Genomic DNA, 23,144 nt, shown 5'->3' on the forward strand with positions numbered 1-23,144 from the left:
GTACTGTCCGGCTGACGGGGTGCTGGGACGGCGCGGTGGCGGAGTCCGATTGTGCCCCGGCGCATTCCGCCACTCTCCACGCCGGGAGGGATAGTGCTCGCCGATTCTCCGGAAGTTTTCCACTCCGTACCCTTCGAATTGTCCCGCGCCCAAATGGAATTGTGGCTGGCGGACGAATCCGGGGCCGAGCAGCGGGCGCGCGCGCTACCCGGGCAGGCGCACTACCTCGAGTTGCACGGTGAGCTCGACGCGGAACTCTTCGATACCGCCAGCCATCGCGCGTTCGAGGAGTTCGGTGTCGGGAGGTTGCGGATCGGGGTGGCGGACGGGCGGCCCTATCAGTGGCTGGCGGGCGATATCGGCGGCGGATTGGAACGCGTCGACTTCGCCGACCGCTCCGATCCCCTGCGCGCCGCGCGGGAGTGGATGGATCGCCGGCATCGCGTCCCCATCGACCTGATCGATGCCCCGCTGTGGGCGGCGGCGCTGCTGCGGGTGGGACCGCGTCATCACATCTGGTACGCGCAGATGCACCACGTCGCCATCGACGGCTACGGCGGGCTGAGTCTGCTGGTGCGCGTCGGGCAGTGGTACGAGGCCCTGCTCGCGGGTGTGGAGCCGACGCCGTACGGCGGGCTCGCGCCCATGGAAATCCAGGCCGCCGACGCGGAGTACCGGGCGTCGGCGCGTTTCGAGACCGACCGCGAATACTGGCGGGAACGGTTCGCCGACTGGACCGCACCGCAGCCCGCGCCCGCCGCGGCGCGCTTCCCGAGGCGCGGCGGCGCGCTGCCGCCCGCGCTCCGGGCCGCGGGCGCGATCACCCCCGAACAGTGGAACAGCTTGGAGCGGTTGGCCACCGCCTGCGCGGTCAGTCCCGCGCAACTGCTGGTCGCGGCCGTCGCGGCCTTCCGGGCGGGCATGTCCGGGGAGCCGGATCCCGTGGTGCTGCTGGCCACCTCGGCGCGAACCACCGCCGCCCTCAAGAAGTCCGGGGGCATGCTGGCCAATGTGCTGCCCATCCGCGTGCGTGGCGCGGGAGCGGGCACGCTGCGCGAACTGATCGAGTCCGCCGCCCGGGAGACCACCGGTGGGCTGCGGCATCAGCGGTACCGGTTCGAGGACATCCGGCGCTCGCTCGGGGTGGCGGCGGACCAGATTCTCGGGCCCAGCGTGAACCTCATGTTCTTCGACCACACCAGCCGTTTCGGTGCGGCCGTCGGCGAATACCGCATTCTCTCTTCGGGTTCCGTGGCCGACCTGCATTTCAACCTGTATCGGGCGGGGGCCGAAGCAGGGCTGTCGGTCGACCTGCTGGCCAATCCGGACAGGTACTCCGCGCGGACGGCGCAGCAGTACCTGCGACGCTTCCTGCTGTTCCTGGCGAACTTCATCGCGGCGAGCCCGGACCAGCCGGTGGCGCGCATCGGACTGCTCTCGGAGGCGGAGCGGCAGCGAATTACCGTGTCGCCCAGCGAAGCCCGTGCCTGCGATCCGGTGCTGCTGCCGGACCTGCTGGCCGCCGCCGTCACCCGCGACGCATCGGCCCCCGCGGTGGTCTGCGGTGAAACCGCCCTCACCTACGGCGAACTCGACGATCTCTCGAATCGGCTGGCCCGCAACCTCTGTCGCCGTGGCATCGGCCCCGAGGACGTGGTGGCGGTGGCCGCGCACCGCTCGGCGGAATGGGTTGTCGCGTTCTGGGCTGTGGTGAAAACCGGTGCGGCCTATCTGCCGATCGATCCGGACCATCCGGCCGAGCGGCTCGAGACCGTGCTCGCCGAGGCCGCCGTCCGCATCGGAATCACCACGGCCGCGACGACCTCGCTCATGAGCGGGCATGGCGAACGCGACTGGATCGTGCTGCCCGCCGCCATGGACACCGGTTCGCTGCACGCCGTCGGCACCGCGACCGCCGTCACCGATGCCGATCGGACCCGGCCGCTGCGGGCGGCCCATCCGGCCTACGTGATCTACACGTCCGGATCGACCGGCACACCCAAGGGCGTCGTGATCACCCATGCGGGATTGGCCGATGTCGTTGCCGTGCAGACGGAACGGATGCGTGTCGAGCCGGACTCCCGAGTGCTGTGCGTGTCCGCGCCGACCTTCGACGCCTCGATCTGGGAACTGCTGATGGCAGTGCACGCCGGTGCGACCCTGGTGGTGTCGACCGGCGACGCCTACGCCGGCCCGCTACTGGCGGATCTGATCCGGCGCAAGCGGGTGTCGCATGCCTTCGTGACTCCGGCCGCCTTGGCCGGGACGGACGCCCGCGGCCTCCATCACCTCCGCTTCCTGTCGACCGGAGGCGAACCCTGCCCGCAGTCGGTCGTCTCGAGCTGGGCGCCGGGGCGAACGCTGGTGAACGTCTACGGCCCCACCGAGGCGACGATCGTCACCAATACCGCTGTGCTGACCCCGGATCGGCCCGTCTTCCTCGGCCCCGCCCTCCCCGGCGGGCGCTGCCATGTCCTCGACGCCTGGCTGCGTCCCGTCCCACCGGGAGTGCCCGGGGAGCTGTACCTCGGCGGACCGGGCCTGGCACGCGGGTACCTGCGCAGCCCCGGGACGACAGCGGCGCGATTCGTCCCGGACCCCTTCGGCGTCCCGGGTGAAAGGCTGTACCGCACAGGAGATCTCGTCACCCGCGACGCATCGGGCGAACTCGAGTTCCGCGGCCGCGCCGACTTCCAGGTGAAAGTGCGGGGTCTGCGTATCGAATTGGGCGAGATCGAAGCGGTGCTCTCCACGTACCCGGGCGTCGCGCAGGCCGTAGTGCTGGTGCACGGCGGCGCTGCGATTGCCGGAGGCGGCGGGGCTGCCTCGGGCAGTGCGGCCGGTGGCGGTACCGCGCCTCGGCTGGTGGCGTACGCGGTGCCCGCACCCGGGGTGCTACTCGCCGCCTGTGAGCTGGAAAGCACTGCGGCGCAGCGGCTGCCGAGCTACATGGTGCCCACGGTGGTGCTGCTGGATCGGTTGCCGCTGACCGCCAATGGCAAGGTCGATCGGGCCGCGCTGCCGGTGCCGGCCTGCCCCACGGTTGCCTACCGCGCACCGCTCACCGCCGTCGAGAAGACGGTGGCGGCGGCCTTCGGTGCGGTGGTGTGCGGTCCCGCCGCGACCCGGCGCATCGGACTGGACGACGATTTCTTCGCCCTCGGCGGCGATTCGCTCACCGCCGCCCTGGTGGTGGCTCGCGTGACTGCCGAGACCGGCGTGGATGTGACGGTCCGGGACCTGTTCGAGGCGAGCACCGTTGCGGCCCTGGCGGATCTGGTGCGTGCCCGGCATCGGGTGGCGGATCGCGCCCGCTTGGAGCCTCGACCGCGCCCGGACGTGGTCCCGGTTTCCGGTGCGCAGCAACGCTTGTGGCTGCTGCACCGCATCGACCCGGAGTCGGCGGCCTACAACATGCTGCTGGCGCTGCGTCTCGTCGGAACCCTGGACATCGCCGCGCTGACCGCCGCACTGGGCGACGTGGTGCAGCGGCACGAAGCCCTGCGCACCTCCTTCGCCGAGGTCGACGGGATTGTCTGCCAGCGGTTTTCGCCCGCCGCGGAGGTGGCCGGGGAATTGGCGGCGGAGCCGGTCGAAGCCGCGAAGATCGGCAGTGTGCTGGACGAGTTCGGTGCGATCGGTTTCGATCTGACCGCCGCGCCGCCGATCCGGGTCCGGCTGCTCGCGGTGCACGGTGACGACCGCTCGCCGGGCCATCACGTGCTGGCCGTGCTCGTGCATCACGTGATCGCCGACGGTTACTCCCTGGGGCCGTTCGCCCGGGATCTGGCCTCCGCCTACGAGTCCCGCGTCCGTGGCGCGGCCCCGGACTGGCCGCCGCTGGCGGTGCAGTACGCGGATTACGCCCTGTGGCAGCGGGAGCTGCTCGGCTCGGAATCCGATCCGGAGTCGATGCTGTCCCGGCAGCTCGGCTACTGGTCGGGCGTGCTCGCGGGCCTGCCCGCCGAATCCGGGCTGCCGCCGCATCGGCCGCGCTCGGCCAGCGCCCTCCGGCGTGCGGCCGAAGTGCACGTCGCGATTCCCAGCGAGACCACGCGCCGGATCCACGAACTGGCCGGCCGCCAGGGCGCGACACCGTTCATGGTGCTGCACGCCGGGCTGTCGGTGCTGCTGGCGGCGGTATCGGGCGGCGATGACATCGCGGTGGGCACCCCGGTGGCCGGGCGCGGCGCGGCGGTGCTCGACGAACTGATCGGCATGTTCGTCAACACCCTGGTGTTGCGCGTCCAGGTGGACGCGGCCGAGCCGTTCGCGAATCTGCTTGCCCGCGTGCGGGATATCGATCTGGGCGCGTTCGCCACCGAGGTGCCCTTCGAGCGCGTCGTCGAGGCCCTCGACCCGCCGCGCTCGCGCACCCGCAATCCGCTGTTCCAGGTGATGCTGTCGTATCGCACGCTGGGCCGGGCCGGATTCGAGCTGCCGGGGCTGCGGGTGGAGCCCGTCGAAATCGCCTCGCCGCTGGCCAAATTCGATCTGGAGTTCGTCATCTCGGAGGCGGAGGCCGGGCTCTCGGTGGCGCTGCGGTACGCCACCGACCTCTTCGACGGCGAGCAGATGGCGGCCCTGGCCGGACGGCTGGGCCGGGTGCTGGATCGGGTCGGCCGTGACTCGAGCGTGCTCGTCGGCGACATCGACCTCATGTCGCCCGCCGAGCGCGAACAGGTGCTGCACCGCTGGAACGACACCAGTCAGGCTGTCCCCCTGTCCCTTCCGCAGTTGCTGACCCGCGCCGCCGCCTACGCCCCGGACGCCGAGGCGGTGGTGTGCGGTGACGCCACCCTGACCTACCGCGAACTCGGCGACCGCGCACATCGCTTGGCCCGCACGCTGATCGACTCCGGGGTCGGGCCGGAGGACGTGGTCGCGGTGGCCCTGCCGCGCTCCCTGGAATGGGTGGTGGCGGTCTGCGCGGTCGCCCATTCCGGCGCCGCCTTCCTGCCGGTGGATCCCACCGCACCCGCCGCGCGGATAGCCCGCATGCTCACGGATTCGGCTGCGGTCGAGGGTATTACGACCGACGAGTGGCGGTCGGGCCTGCCCGCCCTGGCCACCGGCCGCTGGCTGGTCGCGGACCCCGCCGAACTGGCGGGCCCGGCCGCCCCGCCGGTCACCGACGCCGATCGGGTGCGCCCCCTGCGCCTGCACAATCCGGCCTACGTCATGTACACCTCCGGCTCGACCGGAACCCCCAAGGGCGTCACCATCACCCACGCCGGTCTCGCGAATGTCGTCGTCACCCAGGCGCAGCGCTGCGACAGCGACCCCGGCTCCCGTGTCCTCGCCGTAGCGTCACCGGGATTCGACGCCTCGGTCTGGGAACTATTGCAGGCGCTGGCCTCCGGCGGCACCCTGGTGGTGGCTCCCGCCTGGGCGTACGCGGGCGAGGACCTGCTCGACCTGATGGTCTTCGAACGCATCACCCACGCCATGCTCACCCCCCGGGTCCTGGCCACCCTCCCCGACCCGAACCGCGTGCCGCACCTGCGCATGCTGGCGACCGGCGGCGAGACCTGCCCGCCGGAACTGGCCGGAACATGGTCCGCGGGACGGTCGCTCGTGAACGCCTACGGCCCCACCGAGGCCACCATCTGGGCCACGGCCGGACTCCCGCTGCACAGCTCCGGCGCCGATGTCCCGGTCCCGCTGGGCCCGCCCGTGGTGGGTGCCCGCTGCTACGTCCTGGATGCCCGCCTGCGCCCGGTGGCACCCGGCATCGTCGGCGAAATCTACGTGGCCGGAGCGGGTTTGGCGCGCGGCTACCACCACGACGTGAACCTCACCGGCTCCCGTTTCGTGGCCGACCCCTTCGGCCCGCCGGGACAGCGCATGTACCGCACCGGCGACCACGGCTCCTGGCGCGCCGACGGCGAACTGGAGTACCACGGCCGCACCGACTCCCAGGTGAAGATCCGGGGCGTCCGGGTGGAACTGGGCGAGATCGAAGGCGTCCTTGCGTCCCTGCCCGGCGTGGCGGACGCGGTCGCGATCCTGCGACGGCCGGACGAATCCGCCGACACCCCAGAGGTATTCGCCTACGTCGTCCCCACCGCCGACGGCCCGCTCGACCGCGCCGAGGTGAGCGCCGCCGTCGCCCGCCTGCTGCCGGACCAGGCCGTACCCGCCCTGGTGACGGTGCTCGATCGCCTGCCACTCACACCGACCGGCAAGGTGGATCGCGCCGCCCTGCCCGTCCCGGTCCGTCCGCGCGCCGAATTCCGGCCGCCGCGAACAGTTTCCGAACAGGCTGTCGCCCGGGTCTTCGCCCGCGTGCTCGAGATCGAACAGGTCGGCGCCGAGGACGACTTCTTCGCCCTCGGCGGACACTCCCTGAGCGCAACCCGCGTCGTCACCCTGCTCCGCACCGAACTCGGTATCGCCCTGCCCCTGCGCGATCTGTTCGAGCACTCGAGCGTGGCGGCACTGGCCCAGCGGATCGAGGACGCCGCGCACCGGGACGCGGGTGAACCGCCGGATGTCAGGCCGCACTCGCGTCCGGAGTTTGTGCCGTTGTCGGCGGCCCAGCAGGGGATCTGGCTGCTGGACCGGCTCGGGTCGGGCGCGGCGTACCACATTCTGTTGGCGCTGCGGCTGACCGGCGATCTGGATGTGGCCGCGCTGGCGGATGCCGTCGTCGATGTGGTGGCGCGGCACGAGGCGCTGCGAACCTACTTCCCGGAGCGCGAGGGTGTGCCGTATCAGGCCGTGGCGCAGCAGGATATCGGCGCGCTGGAGATCCGCAGGGTGTCCGCCGACCGGCTGGAGCGGGCGCTCGCCGAGTTCGAGGCGGAGCCGTTCGAGCTGTCGGCCGCGCCACCGCTGCGAGTGCGGTTGTACTCGGTCGATACGCGCCGGTGGGTGCTCGCCATGGTGGTGCATCACATCAATGCGGACGGTTTCTCGCTCGCCCCGCTGGCACGGGATCTGTCGGCCGCGTACACGGCCGGAACGCTCGGGCTGGAACCGGATTGGCCGGCGCTGCCATTGCAGTACGCCGACTACACGCTGTGGCAGCAGGGCGTGCTGGGGTCGCCCGAGGATCCGGGTTCGGAGCTGAATCGGCTACTGGCGCATTGGGTTCGAGTGCTGGAGGGGGCGCCGGGCGAGCTGGCGCTGCCGAGGGATCACCAGCGCCCCGTGCGTGCGCGGCATGCCGGCGCGAGCGTGGAATCCGTTGTGCCGCAGCCCGTCGCGGATCGGCTGCGGGAGCTGGCACGGGAGCATCGGGCCTCGCTGTTCATGGTCGCGCATGCCGCGCTGGCGATCCTGCTGTCGAAGCTCGCGCACACCGGTGACGTGGTGATCGGTGCGCCGACCGCCGGTCGGGACGTGGCCGAGCTCGATGACCTGGTGGGCATGTTCGTCAATTCGGTGCCGTTGCGCGTCATGGTCGACCCGGACGAGTCGTGCGCGGGACTGCTGGATCGGGTGCGTGACGCGGATGTGGATGCGTTCGCGCACGCGCGGGTCCCCTTCGAGCGGATCGTCGAAGCCCTCGACCCGCCGCGGGTGAGCGGGCGGCATCCGATCTTCCAGATCACGCTGGCGACAAGCAATGTCGATCGGCCCGAGCCGCGACTACCGGGCGTGCGGGTGGAACCCGTCCAGCGGACAGCGGTGACGGTGCGATTCGACCTCGAATTCGATATCGCGGACAAGGATTCGGAGACGGTCCTCACGCTGCGCTACGACACCGCGCTGTTCGACCCGGAGACCGCGCGGATGCTGGTGCGGCGCTACGAGAGTGTGCTCACCCAGCTGAGCGCCGATCCCGGCCTGCTGGTGTGGGCGGTCGACATCGTGGACCCGGCCGAACGATTGCGGCTGCTGCGCGACTGGAACGACACCGGCGCCATGCCGCCGATCCTTCTGCCCGAGTTGCTCTCTCGTGCGGCGGCGGCAGCTCCGGACGCCGATGCCGTGGTGTTCGACGGTCGCGCACTGACCTATCGGCAGCTGGATGAACAGTCGAATCGACTGGCCCGCTGCCTGATCCGCACGGGTGCCGGACCCGAGCAGGTGGTGGCCGTCGCGCTGCGGCGATCGCTGGAATGGGTCATCGCGCTGTGGGCGGTGGCCAAGGCGGGTGCGGCCTACCTGCCCGTGGATCCGGAGCATCCGCGCGAGCGCATCGCGCACATGCTCGCGGATTCCGCTGCGATGCTGGGTCTTACGATCGAATCCGTCGCCGCCGGACTACCGGCCTTGCCCGAGCCTGCGCGGCCGTGGCTGCTGCTGGACGCTCCGGACCTGCTCGAGGAACTCGCTCGCACCGATCCCGGCGCGGTGACCGACGCGATCCGGGTGCGGCCCCTGCGCTTGCTCGACACCGCTTATCTCATCTACACCTCGGGGTCGACCGGCACCCCGAAGGGCGTCGCGGTGACGCACGCGGGGCTTGCCGATGTCGCGCACGCCCAGTCGGAACACTGTGCACCGGAGCAGGATTCGCGAGTCCTCCAGCTGGCGTCCCCGAGCTTCGACGCCTCCGTCTGGGAGGTGTTGCTCGCGGTGGGCGCGGCCGCCACGCTGGTCGTCGCGGATCCCGATGTCTTCGGTGGGCTCGAGCTCACGGAAATGCTGCGCCGGGACCGCATTACGCACGCCTTCGTCACCCCCGCGGTGCTGGCGGGCATGGACGCCGCCGGGCTGTCCGGTCCCGATTCCGCGTTGGCCGTGCTGGTGACCGGCGGCGAGATGGTCGCCCCGGCCGTGGCCGCGCGGTGGTCGGCGGGCCGCACGCTGCTGATCGCCTACGGCCCCACCGAAACCACGATCATCTCCACCCTGAGCAGCCCGTACACCGACGGACCGGTCACGATCGGCGGCCCGGATACGGGCGTCCGCTGCTACGTCCTCGACGACCGGCTGTCCCTGGTCCCGCCCGGCGTCGCGGGGGAGCTCTACCTGGCGGGCTCCGGTGTCGCGCGCGGCTATCACGCCCGGCCCGCGCTCACCGCCGCGCGATTCGTCCCGGATCCGTTCACCGGCGGTCGCATGTACCGCACCGGGGACATGGTGCGCCACCGCGCGAACGGTGAACTGGAGTTCCTGGGCCGCAACGATTCTCAGGTCAAGCTGCGGGGCGTCCGCATCGAGCTGGGCGAGATCGAAGCCGCGGTGACCGCTGTGCCCGGCATCGCCCAGGCCGTGGCCACCGTGGCCGGCGATCTCCCCGGAGATCCCAGAATCGTGGCGTACGCGGTGCCCGATTCCCGGGATGCCGGGGATCGGCCCACCCCCGACAGCGTGCGGGACGCCGTCGCGGAACGCCTGCCCGCCACCATGGTCCCGGCGACCATCGTGTTCTGCGATCGGCTGCCCCTGACCGGCAACGGCAAGCTCGACCGCGCGGCCCTCCGCGTACCCGCGCCCACCGCCGCACCCGTGCGTGCCCCGCACACCTCCGTGGCGGCGGCGGTAGCGCAGGTCTTCGCCGAGGTCCTCGAACTGCCGCGGGCGGGTGCGGACACCCATTTCTTCCAGGAGGGCGGCAACTCCCTCAGCGCGACCCGGGTGGCGGCCCGGCTGGGCGCGACGCTGGGCACACACATCCCGGTGCGCGAAATCTTCGAGGCACCGACGGTCGCCGCCCTGGCCGAGCGCATCGAAGCCCCGACGGTCACCGCACCGGCAGATCACATCGAGGCCCCGATGGTCGCGGCCCGTCCGCTTCCGGCAGCCACGTCACGGACCGAAGTCGTCCCCCTGTCCTACGCCCAGCAGCGCCTGTGGCTGCTGCACCGCCTCGCCCCTGACTCCCCGGCCTACAACATCCCCCTGGTGCTGCGGCTGCGCGGGCGGCTGGACCTCGACGCTCTGCGGACAGCGGTGCGCTATGTCCTGACCCGGCACGAGAGCCTGCGCACCTACTACCCGGAGCTCGAGGGAACCGTCTGCCAGCGGTCGATCCCGGTCGAACTGCTCACCGCGCATGCGGAGGACGCCGCCCCACCATCCCCCCGTCATCCCGGCGTGCTTTTAGCCGGGATCCACCGCACCGGAATACCCACCGGCACTGTGGATTCCGGCCGAGAGCAGGCCGGAATGACCGGGGCGTTGGCCGAGTTCTGCGCTGCGCCGTTCGACCTCCTGGCCGAGGTGCCGGTTCGCGCGGCCCTGTTCACCGTGACCGAGTCGGCCGATGCGGGGGAGTGGCTGCTGGCCTTCGTCGTTCACCACGCGAATGCGGATGGCTTCTCGCTCGGCCCGCTGGCTCGCGATCTGGCGGAAGGGTATTCGGCGGCGCTGGCGGCGAGGGTGCCGGATCGTCCCGCGCTGTCGATGCAGTACGCCGACTACACACTGTGGCAGCGCACCGTCCTCGGGTCGGCGGACGATGCCGATTCCGAGCTGCGCCGCCAGATCGACTACTGGACAACAGCTCTCGCGGGTCTTCCGGAGGAGATCGGGCTTGCGCTGGATCGGCCTCGCCCGGCGTGGGTTTCGCAGCGCGGAGCGACTGTCGCCGTGGAGATCCCGGCGGAGACGGCAGAGCGTCTGCGCACCGTGGCCCGCGAGTACGACTGCACGCTGTTCATGACCCTGCATGCCGGGCTCGCGGTATTGCTGTCCGCTTGGTCGGGCAACGGTGACATTGCCATCGGCACACCCGTGGCGGGTCGCGGTGCGGCCAAGCTGGACGAGCTCGTCGGCATGTTCGTGAACACGCTGGTGCTGCGCACGGAAGTGGCTGCGGCCGAACTGTTCTCGCGGTTCATGGCACGCGTCCGCGATATCGACCTGGAGGCGTTCGCGCACGCGGAGGTGCCGTTCGAGCAGGTGGTGGAGGCGCTCGATCCCCCGCGTTCGCCGTCCCGGCATCCGCTGTTCCAGGTCATGCTTTCCCTGCAGGATCTGGAGCAGGTACGACCGGAACTGCCCGGCCTGCACGCCGATCCGGTCATCCTGCCCGCCACCACGTCCCGCTTCGACCTCGAATTCGTGGTGGCACAGTCAGATTCGGGTGTGACGCTGAACGTGCAGTACGCCACCGACCTGTTCGATCAGCACACCGTGGCGGCTCTCACACAGCGATACCTACAACTGCTGGAACAGATTTCGATTGATCCGCGGGTTCCCACCGCCCGTCTCGGAATACTGAGCCGGTCCGAATATCGGCAGATCGTCGAAGACTGGAACCGCACCGAACCCGCGGACCACCCCGTCCTGCTCCCGGACCTGCTCGCCACGGCCGTGCGCCGCGCACCGCAGACCGACGCCGTACGCTGCGGCGAGGCGGCTCTCACCTATATCGAATTGCGCGGCCTGGCCGCCGATCTCGCGCGCAGCCTGGCGGCCCTCGATATCGGCGCGGAAGACGTGGTGGCCCTGGGCATCCCGCGCTCGCTGCCCTGGGTGGTGGCCTTCTGGGGTGTCGCTCGCACGGGCGCGGCCTTCATGCCGGTGGATCCGGGTTTCCCGGACAGCCGCCGGGCCGCCGTGCTCGCCGACGCTGCGGCCCGCATCGTCATCACGGTCGAAGAACATGCCGAGGCGTTCACGGCACTGCCCGGCCTGTGCGTGATCGTGCTCGGTGCGGGCGGTGAGATCGCCCGAATCCTCTCGCCCGGCCCGGCCGCCGCCCGCATGGACGCCCTGCCGCCGATCGTCCCGATCCGTCCCGCCAACGCCGCCTACGTCATTCACACCTCGGGCTCGACCGGTCGCCCCAAGGGCGTGGTGGTCGGTCACGAGGGCCTGGCGAATATGGTGGCCGCGCAGGCGCATTCCATCGGGGCCGACGAGAAGTCCCGCATACTGTGCGTCGCCTCACCGAGTTTCGACGTCTCGGTCTGGGAGCTGGTGCTCGCGGTGAGCGCCGCGGCGACCCTGGTGGTCGCGCCACCGGAGGTCTGCGCCGGGGAACCGCTCGCCCGGCTGATGCGCCAGGAACGCGTCACGCACGCCTTCGTGACGCCGGCCGTCCTGGCCTGCACCAGCCCGAAGGGCCTGCGGAGCCTGGCCGCGGTGATCACGGGCGGCGAGGCGTGCACCCGGTCCGTGGTCGAAACATGGGGTAAGGGCAGGCGTTTCGTGAACGCCTACGGCCCCACCGAGGCCACCGTCATCGCCACCATGAGCGGCGCGCTCGCGGCGGATCGACCGATCACCATCGGGACTCCGGCGGCGGGTGTGCGCTGCTACGTCCTCGACGGCTGCCTGCGCCCGGTTCCCGCCGGTGCGACCGGCGAGCTGTACCTGGGCGGTGCGGGATTGGCGCGCGGCTACCTGGTCCGCCCCGGGCTCACCGCTGCCCGGTTCGTCGCGGACCCGTTCGGCGGCGGTGAAAGGCTCTACCGCACCGGCGATCTCGTGAGCTGGTCGGCCGACGGCGAGCTCAGCTGTCACGGCCGGACCGATGCTCAGGTGAAACTGCGCGGAATCCGGGTGGAGCTGGCGGAGATCGAGGCCGCCGTCGCCGCCGCACCTCGGGTCGCGCACGCCGTCGCCCGGCACGTGGACGGTCCGGCCGGTGGATCGCTGGTCGCGTACGTGGTGCCGGAGCACGGTGCGGCGCTGAAAGCGGACAAGATCGCAGCCATTGCGGCGCAACGACTTCCGGACTATCTGGTGCCCGCCGTCGTGGTCCTCGACAGCCTGCCCGTGCTGCGGAACGGCAAGGTCGATCGCTCGGCCCTGCCGCCGCCCCCGCCCGTGGCCGGGCGGCAGTACCGGCGACCGTCGACCGCCGCGCAGAAGGCGGTGGCCGCGGCCTTCACCGAGGTGCTCGCCCTCGACCGCGCCGGCCTGGACGACGACTTCTTCGCCCTGGGCGGCAATTCGCTGGCCGCCGTCCGGGTTCTGTCGCTCCTGGACGGCAGGGTCGCCCTGCGCGACCTGTTCGAGGCCCCGACCGTGGCCGCTCTGGCGCAGCGGCTGCGGGAGCGTCCGGTCGCCGACGACCCGTATGCGATCGTGCATCCACTGCGCCCGGGCACCGCCACACCGCTGTTCTGCATCCACCCCGGTGGCGGATTGTCCTGGCCCTACGCCGGTTTGCTGCCCCACCTCGATCCGACGGCGGCGCTGTACGGCATTCAGGACCCGTGGGTGGTGCACGCCGAGCCGCCCATGGCCACCGTCGCCGACTACGCCGACCGGTACATCCGGGAGATCCGGCGAACGCAACCGACCGGCCCGTACCGCCTGCTCGGCTGGTCCCTCGGCGGCCGCATCGCCCATGAGATCGCGGTCCGCCTCCAGGCTCGAGGCGAACAGATCGTCCTGCTCGCACTCATGGATTCCACCGCCGAGAACGACTCGACCGCGCCGACCACACAGTCGGAAGTTACGGACGCGGCGTGGCGCGAGCTCTTGGGCACGGCCTCCAGCGCTCAGGTGGCCGCGACTCTCCCCGCCGACCTGATCGAGCGGGCCACGGCCGCGCTGACCAGATGGGTTCCCGGTGCCCCCAGCGGCGTATTCACCGGCGACATCCTGCATTTCACCGCCGCCCGGGAGACCGGCCGCACCCGGTGCCCGGCCGAGAGCTGGTCCGCGCACCTCACCGGCCGGGTGATCGACATCCCCGTCGATGCCACTCACATCGGCCTGGCTCACCCCGGCCCGCTCGCCCGCATCGGCGCGACTCTGGCCGAGCATTGGAACCCGGCGTGACCCACCTCCCGGAGGCCATCCGGGTGGTGGGCGCGCGCGTCCACAATCTGCGGGACATCGATGTGGATGTCCCGCTGTGGTCCTGGGTCGCCATTACCGGGCTGTCCGGTTCGGGGAAGTCCTCGCTGGCCATGGATGTGCTGTACGCCGAGGGCTATCAGCGTTTCCTCGACGGCCTGTCCACCTACACCCGCCGCCGCATCAGTCAGGCCGAGCGCCCGGATGTGGACCGCATCGACTATCTGCCCGCCACCCTCGCCCTGAAGCAGCGCCCGCCGGTTCCGGGCCGCCGCAGCACCGTCGGCACCATGACCGAGGTGTACAACGTGCTGCGGCTCATGTACTCGCGTCTCGGTTCACACCTGTGCCCCAACGGTTTCCGGCTGCCACCGTCCCTCGATGCGGCCATGCGCGGCTACGCCGACGTCCCGGAGTGCGGCGGCCGGTTCGAGCTGCCGGGTGCGGAATCCTTCGCCTTCGACAGTTTCGGCGCGTGCCCGCGCTGCGGCGGCCTCGGCACGGTGGACGAGATCGACGACGCGGCACTGATCCCGAATCCGGATCTCACCATCGAAGGGGGAGCGGTCGCCCCGTGGAAGCTGCCGCTGCGGGATTTCCAGCCGCAGATCGCCGCCCAGCTCGGCGTGCGCATCGACGTGCCGTATCGCGAACTCACGCAGCGGGAGAAGAACATCGTCCTCGACGGGCCCGCGGTGAAGCGGCATGTCGTGGTGACCACCAAATCCGGCCGGGCCGCCGAACTCAACGGCACCTACGAGAATGCCCGTGCGGCCGTGCGGCATTCGCTGGCCAATGCGAGCAGCGAGACCACCCGCGAGCGGCTGGGCAAGTTCTTCACCCTGCACACCTGCCCGGATTGCCGCGGCACCCGGCTGCGGCCCGAGGCGCTCACCACCCTGGTGGACGGCCGCGACATCGCCGTCACCAGCGCGCTCACCCTGGCCGAATTGCAGTCCTGGGCACCGGGATTGCCGCAGCGGCTGCCCGCCGAGCTGGATGAGCTCGCGAAAAGGCTGACAGCCGAGTTCATCCGGACCATGGAGCCGCTGCTCACCCTGGGCCTCGGCTACCTGACCCTGGAGCGCGCCGGGGAATCGCTGTCCACCGGTGAGCGGCAACGGATTCAGCTGACCTCCACGCTGCAGGCGCGGTCCACCGGCATGCTGTACGTGCTCGACGAACCCTCCATCGGCCTGCACCCAGCCAATGTCGAGGGCCTGCGCGAGGTCATCCGCGCCCTCGTCGACAACGGCAATTCGGTGGTCATGGTGGATCACGAGGCGGATCTGCTGCGCGGGGCCGATCACCTCATCGAAATGGGGCCGGGCGCGGGCCGGGCAGGCGGCACGGTCGTGGCGCAGGGCAGCGTGGAAACCGTGGCCGCCGACCCGAATTCGGTGACCGGACCGTATCTTTCCGGGCAGGCGGACATCCACGTCCGCAAACAGCGCCAGGTACAGGCGGGCGACGAACACCTCGAGCTCACCGTCGGCGACTTCTACACCCTGCACCAGGTGACGGCCCGCATTCCGGTCGAGCGGCTCACGCTCGTGACCGGCGTATCCGGTTCCGGCAAAACGAGTCTCATCCTCGACAGCCTGGTGCCCGCACTCGCCCGGACCTTCGCCCACGAGCAATTGCCCGGGCACGTGGCGAAACTCGACGCGGGCGGCATCCGCCGCGTCGTCACCGTGGACTCCACCCCCATCGGCAACAACAGCCGCTCCACCCCCGCCACCTACTCGGGTGCGCTCGACGGCATCCGCGCCCTCTTCGCCGCCACCCCGCTCGCCCGCGAACGACACTGGGGCGCTGGGCGTTTCTCCTACAACGTGAAGGGCGGCCAGTGCCCGACCTGCGCGGGACTCGGCGAAGTGTCGCTGGATGTGCAGTACCTGCCGGACATGACGCTCACCTGCCCGGCCTGCCACGGCGCCCGCTACAACCCGGAAACCCTCGAGGTGCGGGTGGACGGCCTCACCATCGCCGATGTCCTGGCCCTCACCGTCGCCGACGCCGCCGACCGCTACGCCGGCGCCCCGCGCATCGGCCAGCCGCTGGCGGCGCTGCGCGAGGTCGGCCTCGGCTACCTCCATCTGGGCGAACCCACGCCCTACCTGTCCGGCGGTGAAGCGCAGCGCATGCGGCTGGCCGGCGGATTGCGGGCGAGCCAGCGGCACATCCTCTACGTCTTCGACGAACCGACCACCGGCCTGCATCCCCGCGATGTGGCGACCCTGCTCGGCGTGTTCGACCGGCTGCTGCGTTCGGGCGCGACCATCGTCGCCATCGACCACGACCTCGACATGATCGCCAATGCCGACCATGTCATCGATATGGGCCCCGGCGGCGGACCGGACGGCGGCCGCATCGTCGCGACCGGGACGCCGCGCGAGATCGCGAAATCGCCGGACAGCCTGACCGGACGCTACCTGCGACGAGCCGAATCCCGGTGATCTCCAGTAATTTTCACTGCAAGCCCGGCACCGTGACGGTGACGGCGCACGCGCTGTCCTGCCGGAGGTAGGTGTCCTCCGGAGTCGGCGGATACGTCTCCACCCCCGAATCCGGCAGCCAGCTGTAGTCGGTCAAGCGCAGCGGCAGCGGTCCCGCCGGGACGATCAACTCCACGTCCACGCCCTCGGCCGGCGGCGCGAAGAATCGGAATCCCGCAGTCTCCGAAAGGGTTATCTCCCGACCGGCCACTCGCAGCGATTCGACCGGTGCATCTCCCCAGCGCAGATCGATGCGCGTGGCGGCGCGCGTGGACCGGACCCGCAATGTCACCTTCCGCTTGCCGTTCTCGGTCGTGTCGGACAGGATCTCCGCGACCGGCGCCGAAATCGACTGTGCACCCGTGGGTTCGCTCGATACCGCCTTGGGCCACAGTTCGGCGAAGACCCCGCCGGGCGCGGTTCCGCTGACGAAGTTCCGGGTCCAGTCGTCCGGCTGCTGCGTCGAAAGCCACTGTGCTTCACGCCTGTCCGCATCGAGCGCGTAGATCAGTTGCGACAACCGCGGATGCGCGGCATCCACCTTGTACAGCGCCAGCCCGGTGGCCGTCAGCACGAGGGTGAGCACCAGCCCGGCCACCGGAATCGCCCACCCGCGCCGCTGCGGCCAGGCATGGGTGAGCGTGAGCATGAGCAATCCGCCCAGCAGCACGAGCAGCGGCGCGGCCAGGAACGGAGCGCTGGTGAGCCCGGCCTGCACCCCCGACCACAGCGAGCCGCCGAGGAAAAGCGCTGCCGGAAGCAGGAATACGGTCAGCACCGGCAGCCGCAGCGACTCCGGCGTCACGAAGGTGAGCGCCACCGCCGCCGCGGCGGCGAACGCGGGCACCATCAGCAGCACCGACGCGGCGGGAGCCACCGCCGCGAACAGCGCACCGACCACCGTCACGCAGGTCAGCAGGCCGACTCCGGCCGCGGTGGGCCCGAACATCCGGCGCGCGAACACCCACCAGAACGCGAGCACCGCGACCGACAGCACGATGACCGCCGCCTGATAGAACTCCGGATCGTACGGATCGACCGGCGCGGCGGCGAATTCGGGCCGGATGCGGCCGACCAGCCACCACCATCCGTACACCACCGCCATGGCCAGCGGCACCGCCACGAATGCCGTTGCCGCGGCGAGCAATACCCGGCGGATGCTCGTCTCCCCGGCCCGGCGCACCTGCCAGACGATCCACGCCACCAGGGCCAGGGCCAGCACCGCGAGCGCGATCATCACCCACGGCGCCACCACGACCAGCACCCCGAAGGGCAGCGTGAAATATGCCTTGTCCGCCGGATCGTCCAGTGCGCGCAGATCCCGCTCGCCGAAATCCCGTGCCTGCGCGACGGTATTGTCGCCCAGCTGCTGCAGGGTCGCGAGGTTCACGTGCGCCGGATCGTCCAGCCGATTGTGGTAGTAGACGCTCTCGCCCACGAAAGCCCAGTCCAGCACCCGCAATCCGCCCGGCTCGAAGGCGGCGAAGTCGGTATTGCTGCTGGTCTGATCCCCGGCCAGCGCGGTGGTGAGCGAATCGGTGTTCGGACGCGGAACCGCTTGCGCCACAGTGCGAACCAGATCGCCGTCGGGCCGGGTCAGCCGCCACAGCAGCGGCGGTCCGCCCGCGCCGCGGGCCTCGAGATTGACGACCACGCCGCCGTCCCGGTCGTAATCACCCGCCGCCACAAAGGCATCCGCGCCGAGCAGCCCCGGTTCCTCGGCGTCGGTGAGCAGCAGCACCACATTGTTGCGCAGCCCGGTTTCGCTCTCGCGCAGCACGCGGGCCGTCTCCAGGATGGCCGCCACACCGGCCCCGTCATCGTTCGCGCCGGGCGCGGACGGCACGGAGTCATAGTGGGCCGCAAGGTAAACCGTCCCGGTCGGAGCGGTGCCGGGGATCCGCGCGACAATATTGTCGGCGCGCCCGATGCCGACCTCCGCACGTTTCATGCTTTCGGGCCAGCGTCCGATGCCACTGCGAATCTCGGTCTCCAGACCCAGTTTTCGCAGCTCGCCCACGAGATGGTCACGCACCCGGTCGTGTTCGGCCGTGCCGACCGCGTGCGGCCGCTGCGCGATCTCCTCGATGGTCCGGTACGCCCGTGCGGCGCTGAACACGTCGCCGGGCGCGGAGTCGTCCCGATACCCGTGTGGTTGTTGCTCCCAGGCCGTCGCCAGCACGACGACGAGCAGTAGTGCGAATGCCAGCAATCCCGAAATCTCTCGACCCACCCGCATGGTCCGATAGTGGCACGGGAATCGCCCGGCGGCGTCAGCAATTAGGAGGAGACACGGCCCGCGATCTCCACCAGCCGCGCCGCCGTGGCCAGCTGCGATTCGAAATTACCGTCCAGTTTGGCCAGCATGGTGGAGATGCCGACCTCGCGATACCGGTCCAGCCGGGCGGCGATATCGTCCGGCGTGCCCAGCAGATTCGTCAGCGAACCGAGTTCGAGCGGGACCGCCGCGCGGGCCTCGTCCCGCTGCCCGGCCTGCCACAGCCGCGCCACCTCCGCCACCTCGTCGGCGAACCCGAGCCGCCCGAAGGCGGCATTGTAGAAATTGTCGTCCGCCGCCGCGCCCATCGCGCCGATGGTGAAGGCGTAGCCGTCGGCGTGGCGGCGTTGTGCCGCAGCGGTTTCCGCGGCGCCGCCGGTGATCTCGACCGCGACCGGCGCGACCAGATCCAGGTCGGCGAGCGAGCGCCCGGCGGATTCGGCGCCCTCGCGCAGCGGGCCGAGGAAGACCTCCGCGCTCTCCGGAATGAAGGCATTGGCCAGCCAGCCGTCGGCCCGCGCACCCGTCAGCCGCAGATTCGCCGGACCCATGGCGGCCACGTAGACCGGAATGTGAGTGGGCATGACCAGCGGCGTCAGCGCGCGACCCCGGCTGTCCGGCAGGGGCAGCCGATACACCTGCCCGTCGTGCTCCAGCCGTTCACCGCGGCCGACCTTCCGCACGATCTCGATGGTCTCCCGGGTCATCTGCACCGGTTTCCGGAATCGCACGCCGTGAAAACCCTCCATCACGCGCGGCCCCGACACCCCGATGCCGAGTTTGAACCGCTGCCCCGACAGCGCCTGCAGGGATGCGGCCGAGGTGGCCAGCAGCGCCGGGCTGCGCGAGCCCAGCTGAACCACGAAGGTGCCCAGCTCGATTCGTTCCGTGCGCGCCGCGACATAGGCGAGGCCGGTGAGCGCGTCGTACCCCCACACCTCCGGCACCCACACCGAGGCGACGCCGAGTCGTTCCAATTCCTGGACGAATTCGACCGCTCCGGGCAGTCGCGGTTCGATCACCACGCCGATCTTCATACGCATCCTCAGTCTCGCGGTGGCAGTGATTATGCACTCTGCCATAGAACTTAGTGTTAGTCTCCCGGCATGCGTTTGCGAGACTGTCCGACCGTCGAGGCCACCCTGAAGATCCGCACCGATATCGATGCGGCCTGGGCAGTGCTCACCGATATCGAACTGCCGGCGCGGTTCTCGCCCGAACTGCAGCGGGTCGAATGGCTGGGGGAACCGCGGGTCGCCGTCGGCAGCCGGTTCCGCGGCCACAACCGCAATCAGCATCTGGGCGAATGGACCACCGACTGCGTGATCGCCGAGGTCGAGGACCGGAGCCGCTGGACCTGGAACATCGTCGCCGGCGAAGAGGTCAGCAGCACCTGGGGTTTCGAGGTCGAAGCGGCGGGCGACGGGGTGCTCGTGCGCCAGTGGGCGCGCCTGGGCCCCGGCCCGTCCGGACTGTCCATGGCCATTGCGGCCATGCCGGACAAGGAGGCTCGCATCATCGCGCGCCGCTTGAAAGAGTTCGAGGCCGCCATGACCGCCAACCTCGACGGCTTCCGGCAGCTCCTGGAAGCGGGCAGCTGATGGCCCCGCGCACCGGCACCCGCGACAAAATGCTCTACAGCGCAGTCGAATTGCTGCGCGAGCGGGGCGCGGCCGGGGTCACCGTGGATGCCGTGCTGGCCCGCAGCAGTTCCCCGCGCGGCTCGGTGTACCACCACTTTCCAGGCGGGCGCGCCCAGCTCATGAGCGAATCCCTCACGCTCGCAGGCGATGCCATCGCGGCCATTATCGAACACGGCAGCGCCGCGGGCTCGCTCGCCGCCCTCGACCGCTTCGGTGAGTTCTGGTCCGCTATCCTGCGCGAGTCGGATTTCGCCGCGGGCTGCCCGGTCGTGTCGGTAGCGGTCGGCGGGTCACCCGACGACCGGCATCTGCAACCGGCCGTGGCCGAGATCTTCCAGCGCTGGCACGACGCCATCGTGGCCTCGCTCCGCGGTGACGGCGTGGAACCCGCACGCGCACAACGACTTGCGACCACCGCGGTGGCCGCCGTCGAGGGCGCGGTCATCCTGTGCCGGGTGCAGCGCTCCACCGCTCCGCTCGACGAGGTGGTCGCCGAACTCGGCAGTTTCTTCCGGGCCCTCGGGGGTGCCCCGAACGCCGGGTGAATGTCGCACGGTCACAAGGCAACCGGCGGTCCTCCTCGCCGAAACGTGCCCGACACCGAACCGGGCTACGATCCGCCCACCACCGGATCGCTGCCCAGGCTCGCACCGCTCGGCCGCATGAAACAGGAGAGGAGCGTTGCCATAACGCTTCGGATTTGGCTGAGCAGCGCAGGGGCGGCAACCGCTCAGATCATGCGGTTGCTGCGGCAGAACCCCGACGGAGTCGACGTCACCATCTACGCGAGCAATGTGGATCCGGGCGCGGCGGCGCTGTCGGTCTGCGATATCGCGGCCGTGGAGCCCCGGCATGTGAGCAATGACGACTACGCCCGATTCGCCCTCGACTTCTGCCGCACCCACCGCATCGACGTGCTGATTCCGCCGCGGCGGCTCGGCGCGCTCGCCGGGCGCATCGCGGAGTTCGCGGCCATCGGCACCCGCGTCATGTGCTCGCCGCCATCTGCGGTGCAGGTGCTCACCAGCAAGGTCCGCACCTACGAAATGGCCGGTGCCGCAGGACTTCCGGTGCCGCCGTGGCGAGTGGTGTCCGACGCCGACGCCCTTTGTACGGCCGTCGACGAGCTCTCCCGCACCGCGGACACCCTGTGTGTCAAACCGTGCGGTGAGTACTCGGCCTTCGGATTCCGGATTCTCGACGACCGCCCGCTCAGCCTGGCGAGCCTGCTGGCCCCGCCTCGTCCGGTGGCCTCGGTCGCCGCCGTGGCGCAGGCCCTGCGCCACGCCGCCGACCAGGGCGAGCGCGTCCCCGAACTGCTCGTCATGCCCTTCCTCGACGGCCCGGAAATCAGCATCGACTGCCTGTCCGCGCCGGGCGGCGAACTGCTGATGAGCATTCCCCGCGCCAAGCACGGTCGCTTCCGCACCCTGCTCGACGACCCGCGGCTGGATTGCCTCGCGCGGCAGTTCGTCGAGCATTTCGAACTGGCGTATCTGACCAATGTGCAACTGCGTCACCTTGCGGGCGAGCCGGTCCTGCTGGAAGCCAACCCGCGCCCCTCGGCCGGTCTGTTCCAGACGGCCTTCGCCGGCGTGAACCTGCCCTGGGCGGCGGTTCGCCTGCTCCTGCAAGGAGATTCGGGCCTGGATCACCCGCCCCGGCTGGGCGTCCGCCTGGCGGTGGCCGAGGCGGTCATGGAGGTCGCCCCGCGCCCGGAACTCCCGGACCTGCTCTCCGGCCCGCAAGCCGCCGTCCCCGTATAGCCCCCGCCGAACTCGGGTGAGGCGATTTCGCGGAAGTATCGCTGGTAATACTCCGCGAATGAGGGAATAGTATCCCTCTCGTGACGAACTTGCGGATCAGTGAGGCGGCCGCTCTGCTCGGTGTCAGCGATGACACCGTGCGCCGCTGGATCGACCAGGGGCGGCTGAGCGAGGTCCGCCTCGACAGCGGCCGCAAAGGCGTGCGCGGTGCCGAGCTGGCCGAGGTCCTGCGCAGCAGTTACGCCGAAACCCCGGAGCCCGGCGTCACCGTCAAGGCATCGGCGCGCAACCGCATGCGCGGCATCGTCACCCGCATCGTCAAGGACACGGTCATGGCTCAGGTCGAACTGCAGGCCGGGCCGTTCCGGCTGGTATCGCTGGTGAGCCGGGAGTCGGTGGACGAACTCGGCCTGGAGGTCGGCAGCATTGCCGTCGCCTCGATCAAATCGACCAATGTCGTGGTCGAGATACCAGAAAGTTGATGAGGATGATGACACTCCGCGGCCTCGGTGCCGTCGCGGCCGTACTCACCGTCACCGCCGGACTGGCCGGATGCGGTTCCGATGACCCGGCCGACAGCGGCTCGGGCCAGGTCAAGGGCACCGTCACGGTGTTTGCGGCGGCCTCGCTGACCGAAACCTTCACCCAGCTGGGCAAGGACTTCGAAGCCGCGCATCCGGGCGTGAAGGTGGTGTACAGCTTCGGCGCGAGCTCCGCCCTGGCCGAACAGATCAAACAGGGCGCGCCCGCCGACGTCTTCGCCTCCGCCGCCCCGGCCAATATGCAGCAGGTCGTCGACGCCGGCGAGGTCACCGGCCAACCGGCCACCTTCGCCGGCAACCGGCTCGAGATCGCGGTGCCCAGGGGCAACCCCGGACACATCACCGGCCTCGCCGACTTCGGCAAGACCGACCCGAAGCTGGCCCTGTGCGCCGAGCAGGTGCCGTGCGGGGCCGCCGCCAAGAGAGTATTCGAGGCCGCCGGCATCACCCCCCAGCCCGACACCCGCGAGCAGGACGTGAAGGCGGTCCTCACCAAGGTGACCTTGGGCGAGGTCGACGCCGCCCTCGTCTACCGCACCGATGTGAAGGCCGCGGGCAGCAAGGTCGAAGGCATCGACTTCCCCGAATCCACCAAGGCGGTCAACACCTATCCGATCGCTGCTCTGGCCAAGGCGCCCAACGGATCCGCCGCCGCAGCGTTCGTCGACTTCATCACGTCCGCCCAGGCCAAGCAGGTCTTCACCGACGCGGGATTCGAAACACCGTGAGGCATCAGGTGATTCACGACCGAGGCCGGGCAC

General features: G+C 70.5%; 9 protein-coding genes. 7 read left to right on the top strand and 2 right to left on the bottom strand.

Annotated features, from left to right (window positions below; all coding sequences use genetic code 11):
- Positions 1 to 138 precede the first annotated feature (138 nt).
- Together H0264_RS05120 and H0264_RS05125 are read left to right on the top strand one after the other, a co-directional pair.
- Complete coding sequence (locus H0264_RS05120) at positions 139 to 13,638, top strand: non-ribosomal peptide synthetase (protein ID WP_181582893.1); 13,500 nt, start codon at positions 139 to 141, stop codon at positions 13,636 to 13,638.
- Positions 13,635 to 16,115 (top strand): excinuclease ABC subunit UvrA, encoded by a 2,481-nt coding sequence (locus H0264_RS05125; protein ID WP_181586143.1) that lies wholly within the window; start codon positions 13,635 to 13,637, stop codon positions 16,113 to 16,115. Before H0264_RS05120 ends, H0264_RS05125 begins: the two co-directional genes overlap by 4 nt.
- Positions 16,116 to 16,128: 13 nt before the next feature.
- Here the strand turns inward: H0264_RS05125 and H0264_RS05130 are convergent, their stop codons facing one another.
- A complete protein-coding gene (locus H0264_RS05130; protein ID WP_181582894.1) occupies positions 16,129 to 18,393 on the bottom strand; it encodes a M20/M25/M40 family metallo-hydrolase in 2,265 nt (754 codons plus the stop codon).
- Positions 18,394 to 18,434: 41 nt separating this feature from the next.
- Positions 18,435 to 19,469 carry an LLM class flavin-dependent oxidoreductase gene (locus H0264_RS05135; RefSeq protein WP_181582895.1) on the bottom strand — a complete coding sequence of 345 codons (1,035 nt, stop codon included), beginning with the start codon at positions 19,467 to 19,469 and terminating at the stop codon, positions 18,435 to 18,437.
- 69 nt (positions 19,470 to 19,538) lie between these two features.
- Between H0264_RS05135 and H0264_RS05140 the strand changes: the two genes are divergently transcribed.
- The 5 genes from H0264_RS05140 to modA all read left to right on the top strand — a co-directional run bounded on the left by H0264_RS05140 (position 19,539) and on the right by modA (position 23,111).
- Positions 19,539 to 20,033, top strand: coding sequence for an SRPBCC family protein (locus tag H0264_RS05140; RefSeq protein WP_181582896.1), 495 nt, complete (start codon positions 19,539 to 19,541; stop codon positions 20,031 to 20,033).
- A complete protein-coding gene (locus H0264_RS05145) occupies positions 20,033 to 20,620 on the top strand; it encodes a TetR/AcrR family transcriptional regulator (RefSeq protein ID WP_181582897.1) in 588 nt (195 codons plus the stop codon). Before H0264_RS05140 ends, H0264_RS05145 begins: the two co-directional genes overlap by 1 nt.
- Before the next feature lie 192 nt (positions 20,621 to 20,812).
- A complete protein-coding gene (locus H0264_RS05150) occupies positions 20,813 to 21,841 on the top strand; it encodes an ATP-grasp domain-containing protein (protein ID WP_220139945.1) in 1,029 nt (342 codons plus the stop codon).
- 80 nt (positions 21,842 to 21,921) lie between these two features.
- Positions 21,922 to 22,323 carry a TOBE domain-containing protein gene (locus H0264_RS05155; RefSeq protein ID WP_181582898.1) on the top strand — a complete coding sequence of 134 codons (402 nt, stop codon included), beginning with the start codon at positions 21,922 to 21,924 and terminating at the stop codon, positions 22,321 to 22,323.
- Between the two features lie 5 nt (positions 22,324 to 22,328).
- A complete protein-coding gene (gene modA / locus H0264_RS05160) occupies positions 22,329 to 23,111 on the top strand; it encodes a molybdate ABC transporter substrate-binding protein (RefSeq protein WP_181582899.1) in 783 nt (260 codons plus the stop codon).
- Positions 23,112 to 23,144: the final 33 nt, after the last annotated feature.

Origin of the sequence: Nocardia huaxiensis (genome assembly GCF_013744875.1) — a bacterium.
In the GTDB taxonomy this organism is placed as follows: domain Bacteria; phylum Actinomycetota; class Actinomycetes; order Mycobacteriales; family Mycobacteriaceae; genus Nocardia; species Nocardia huaxiensis.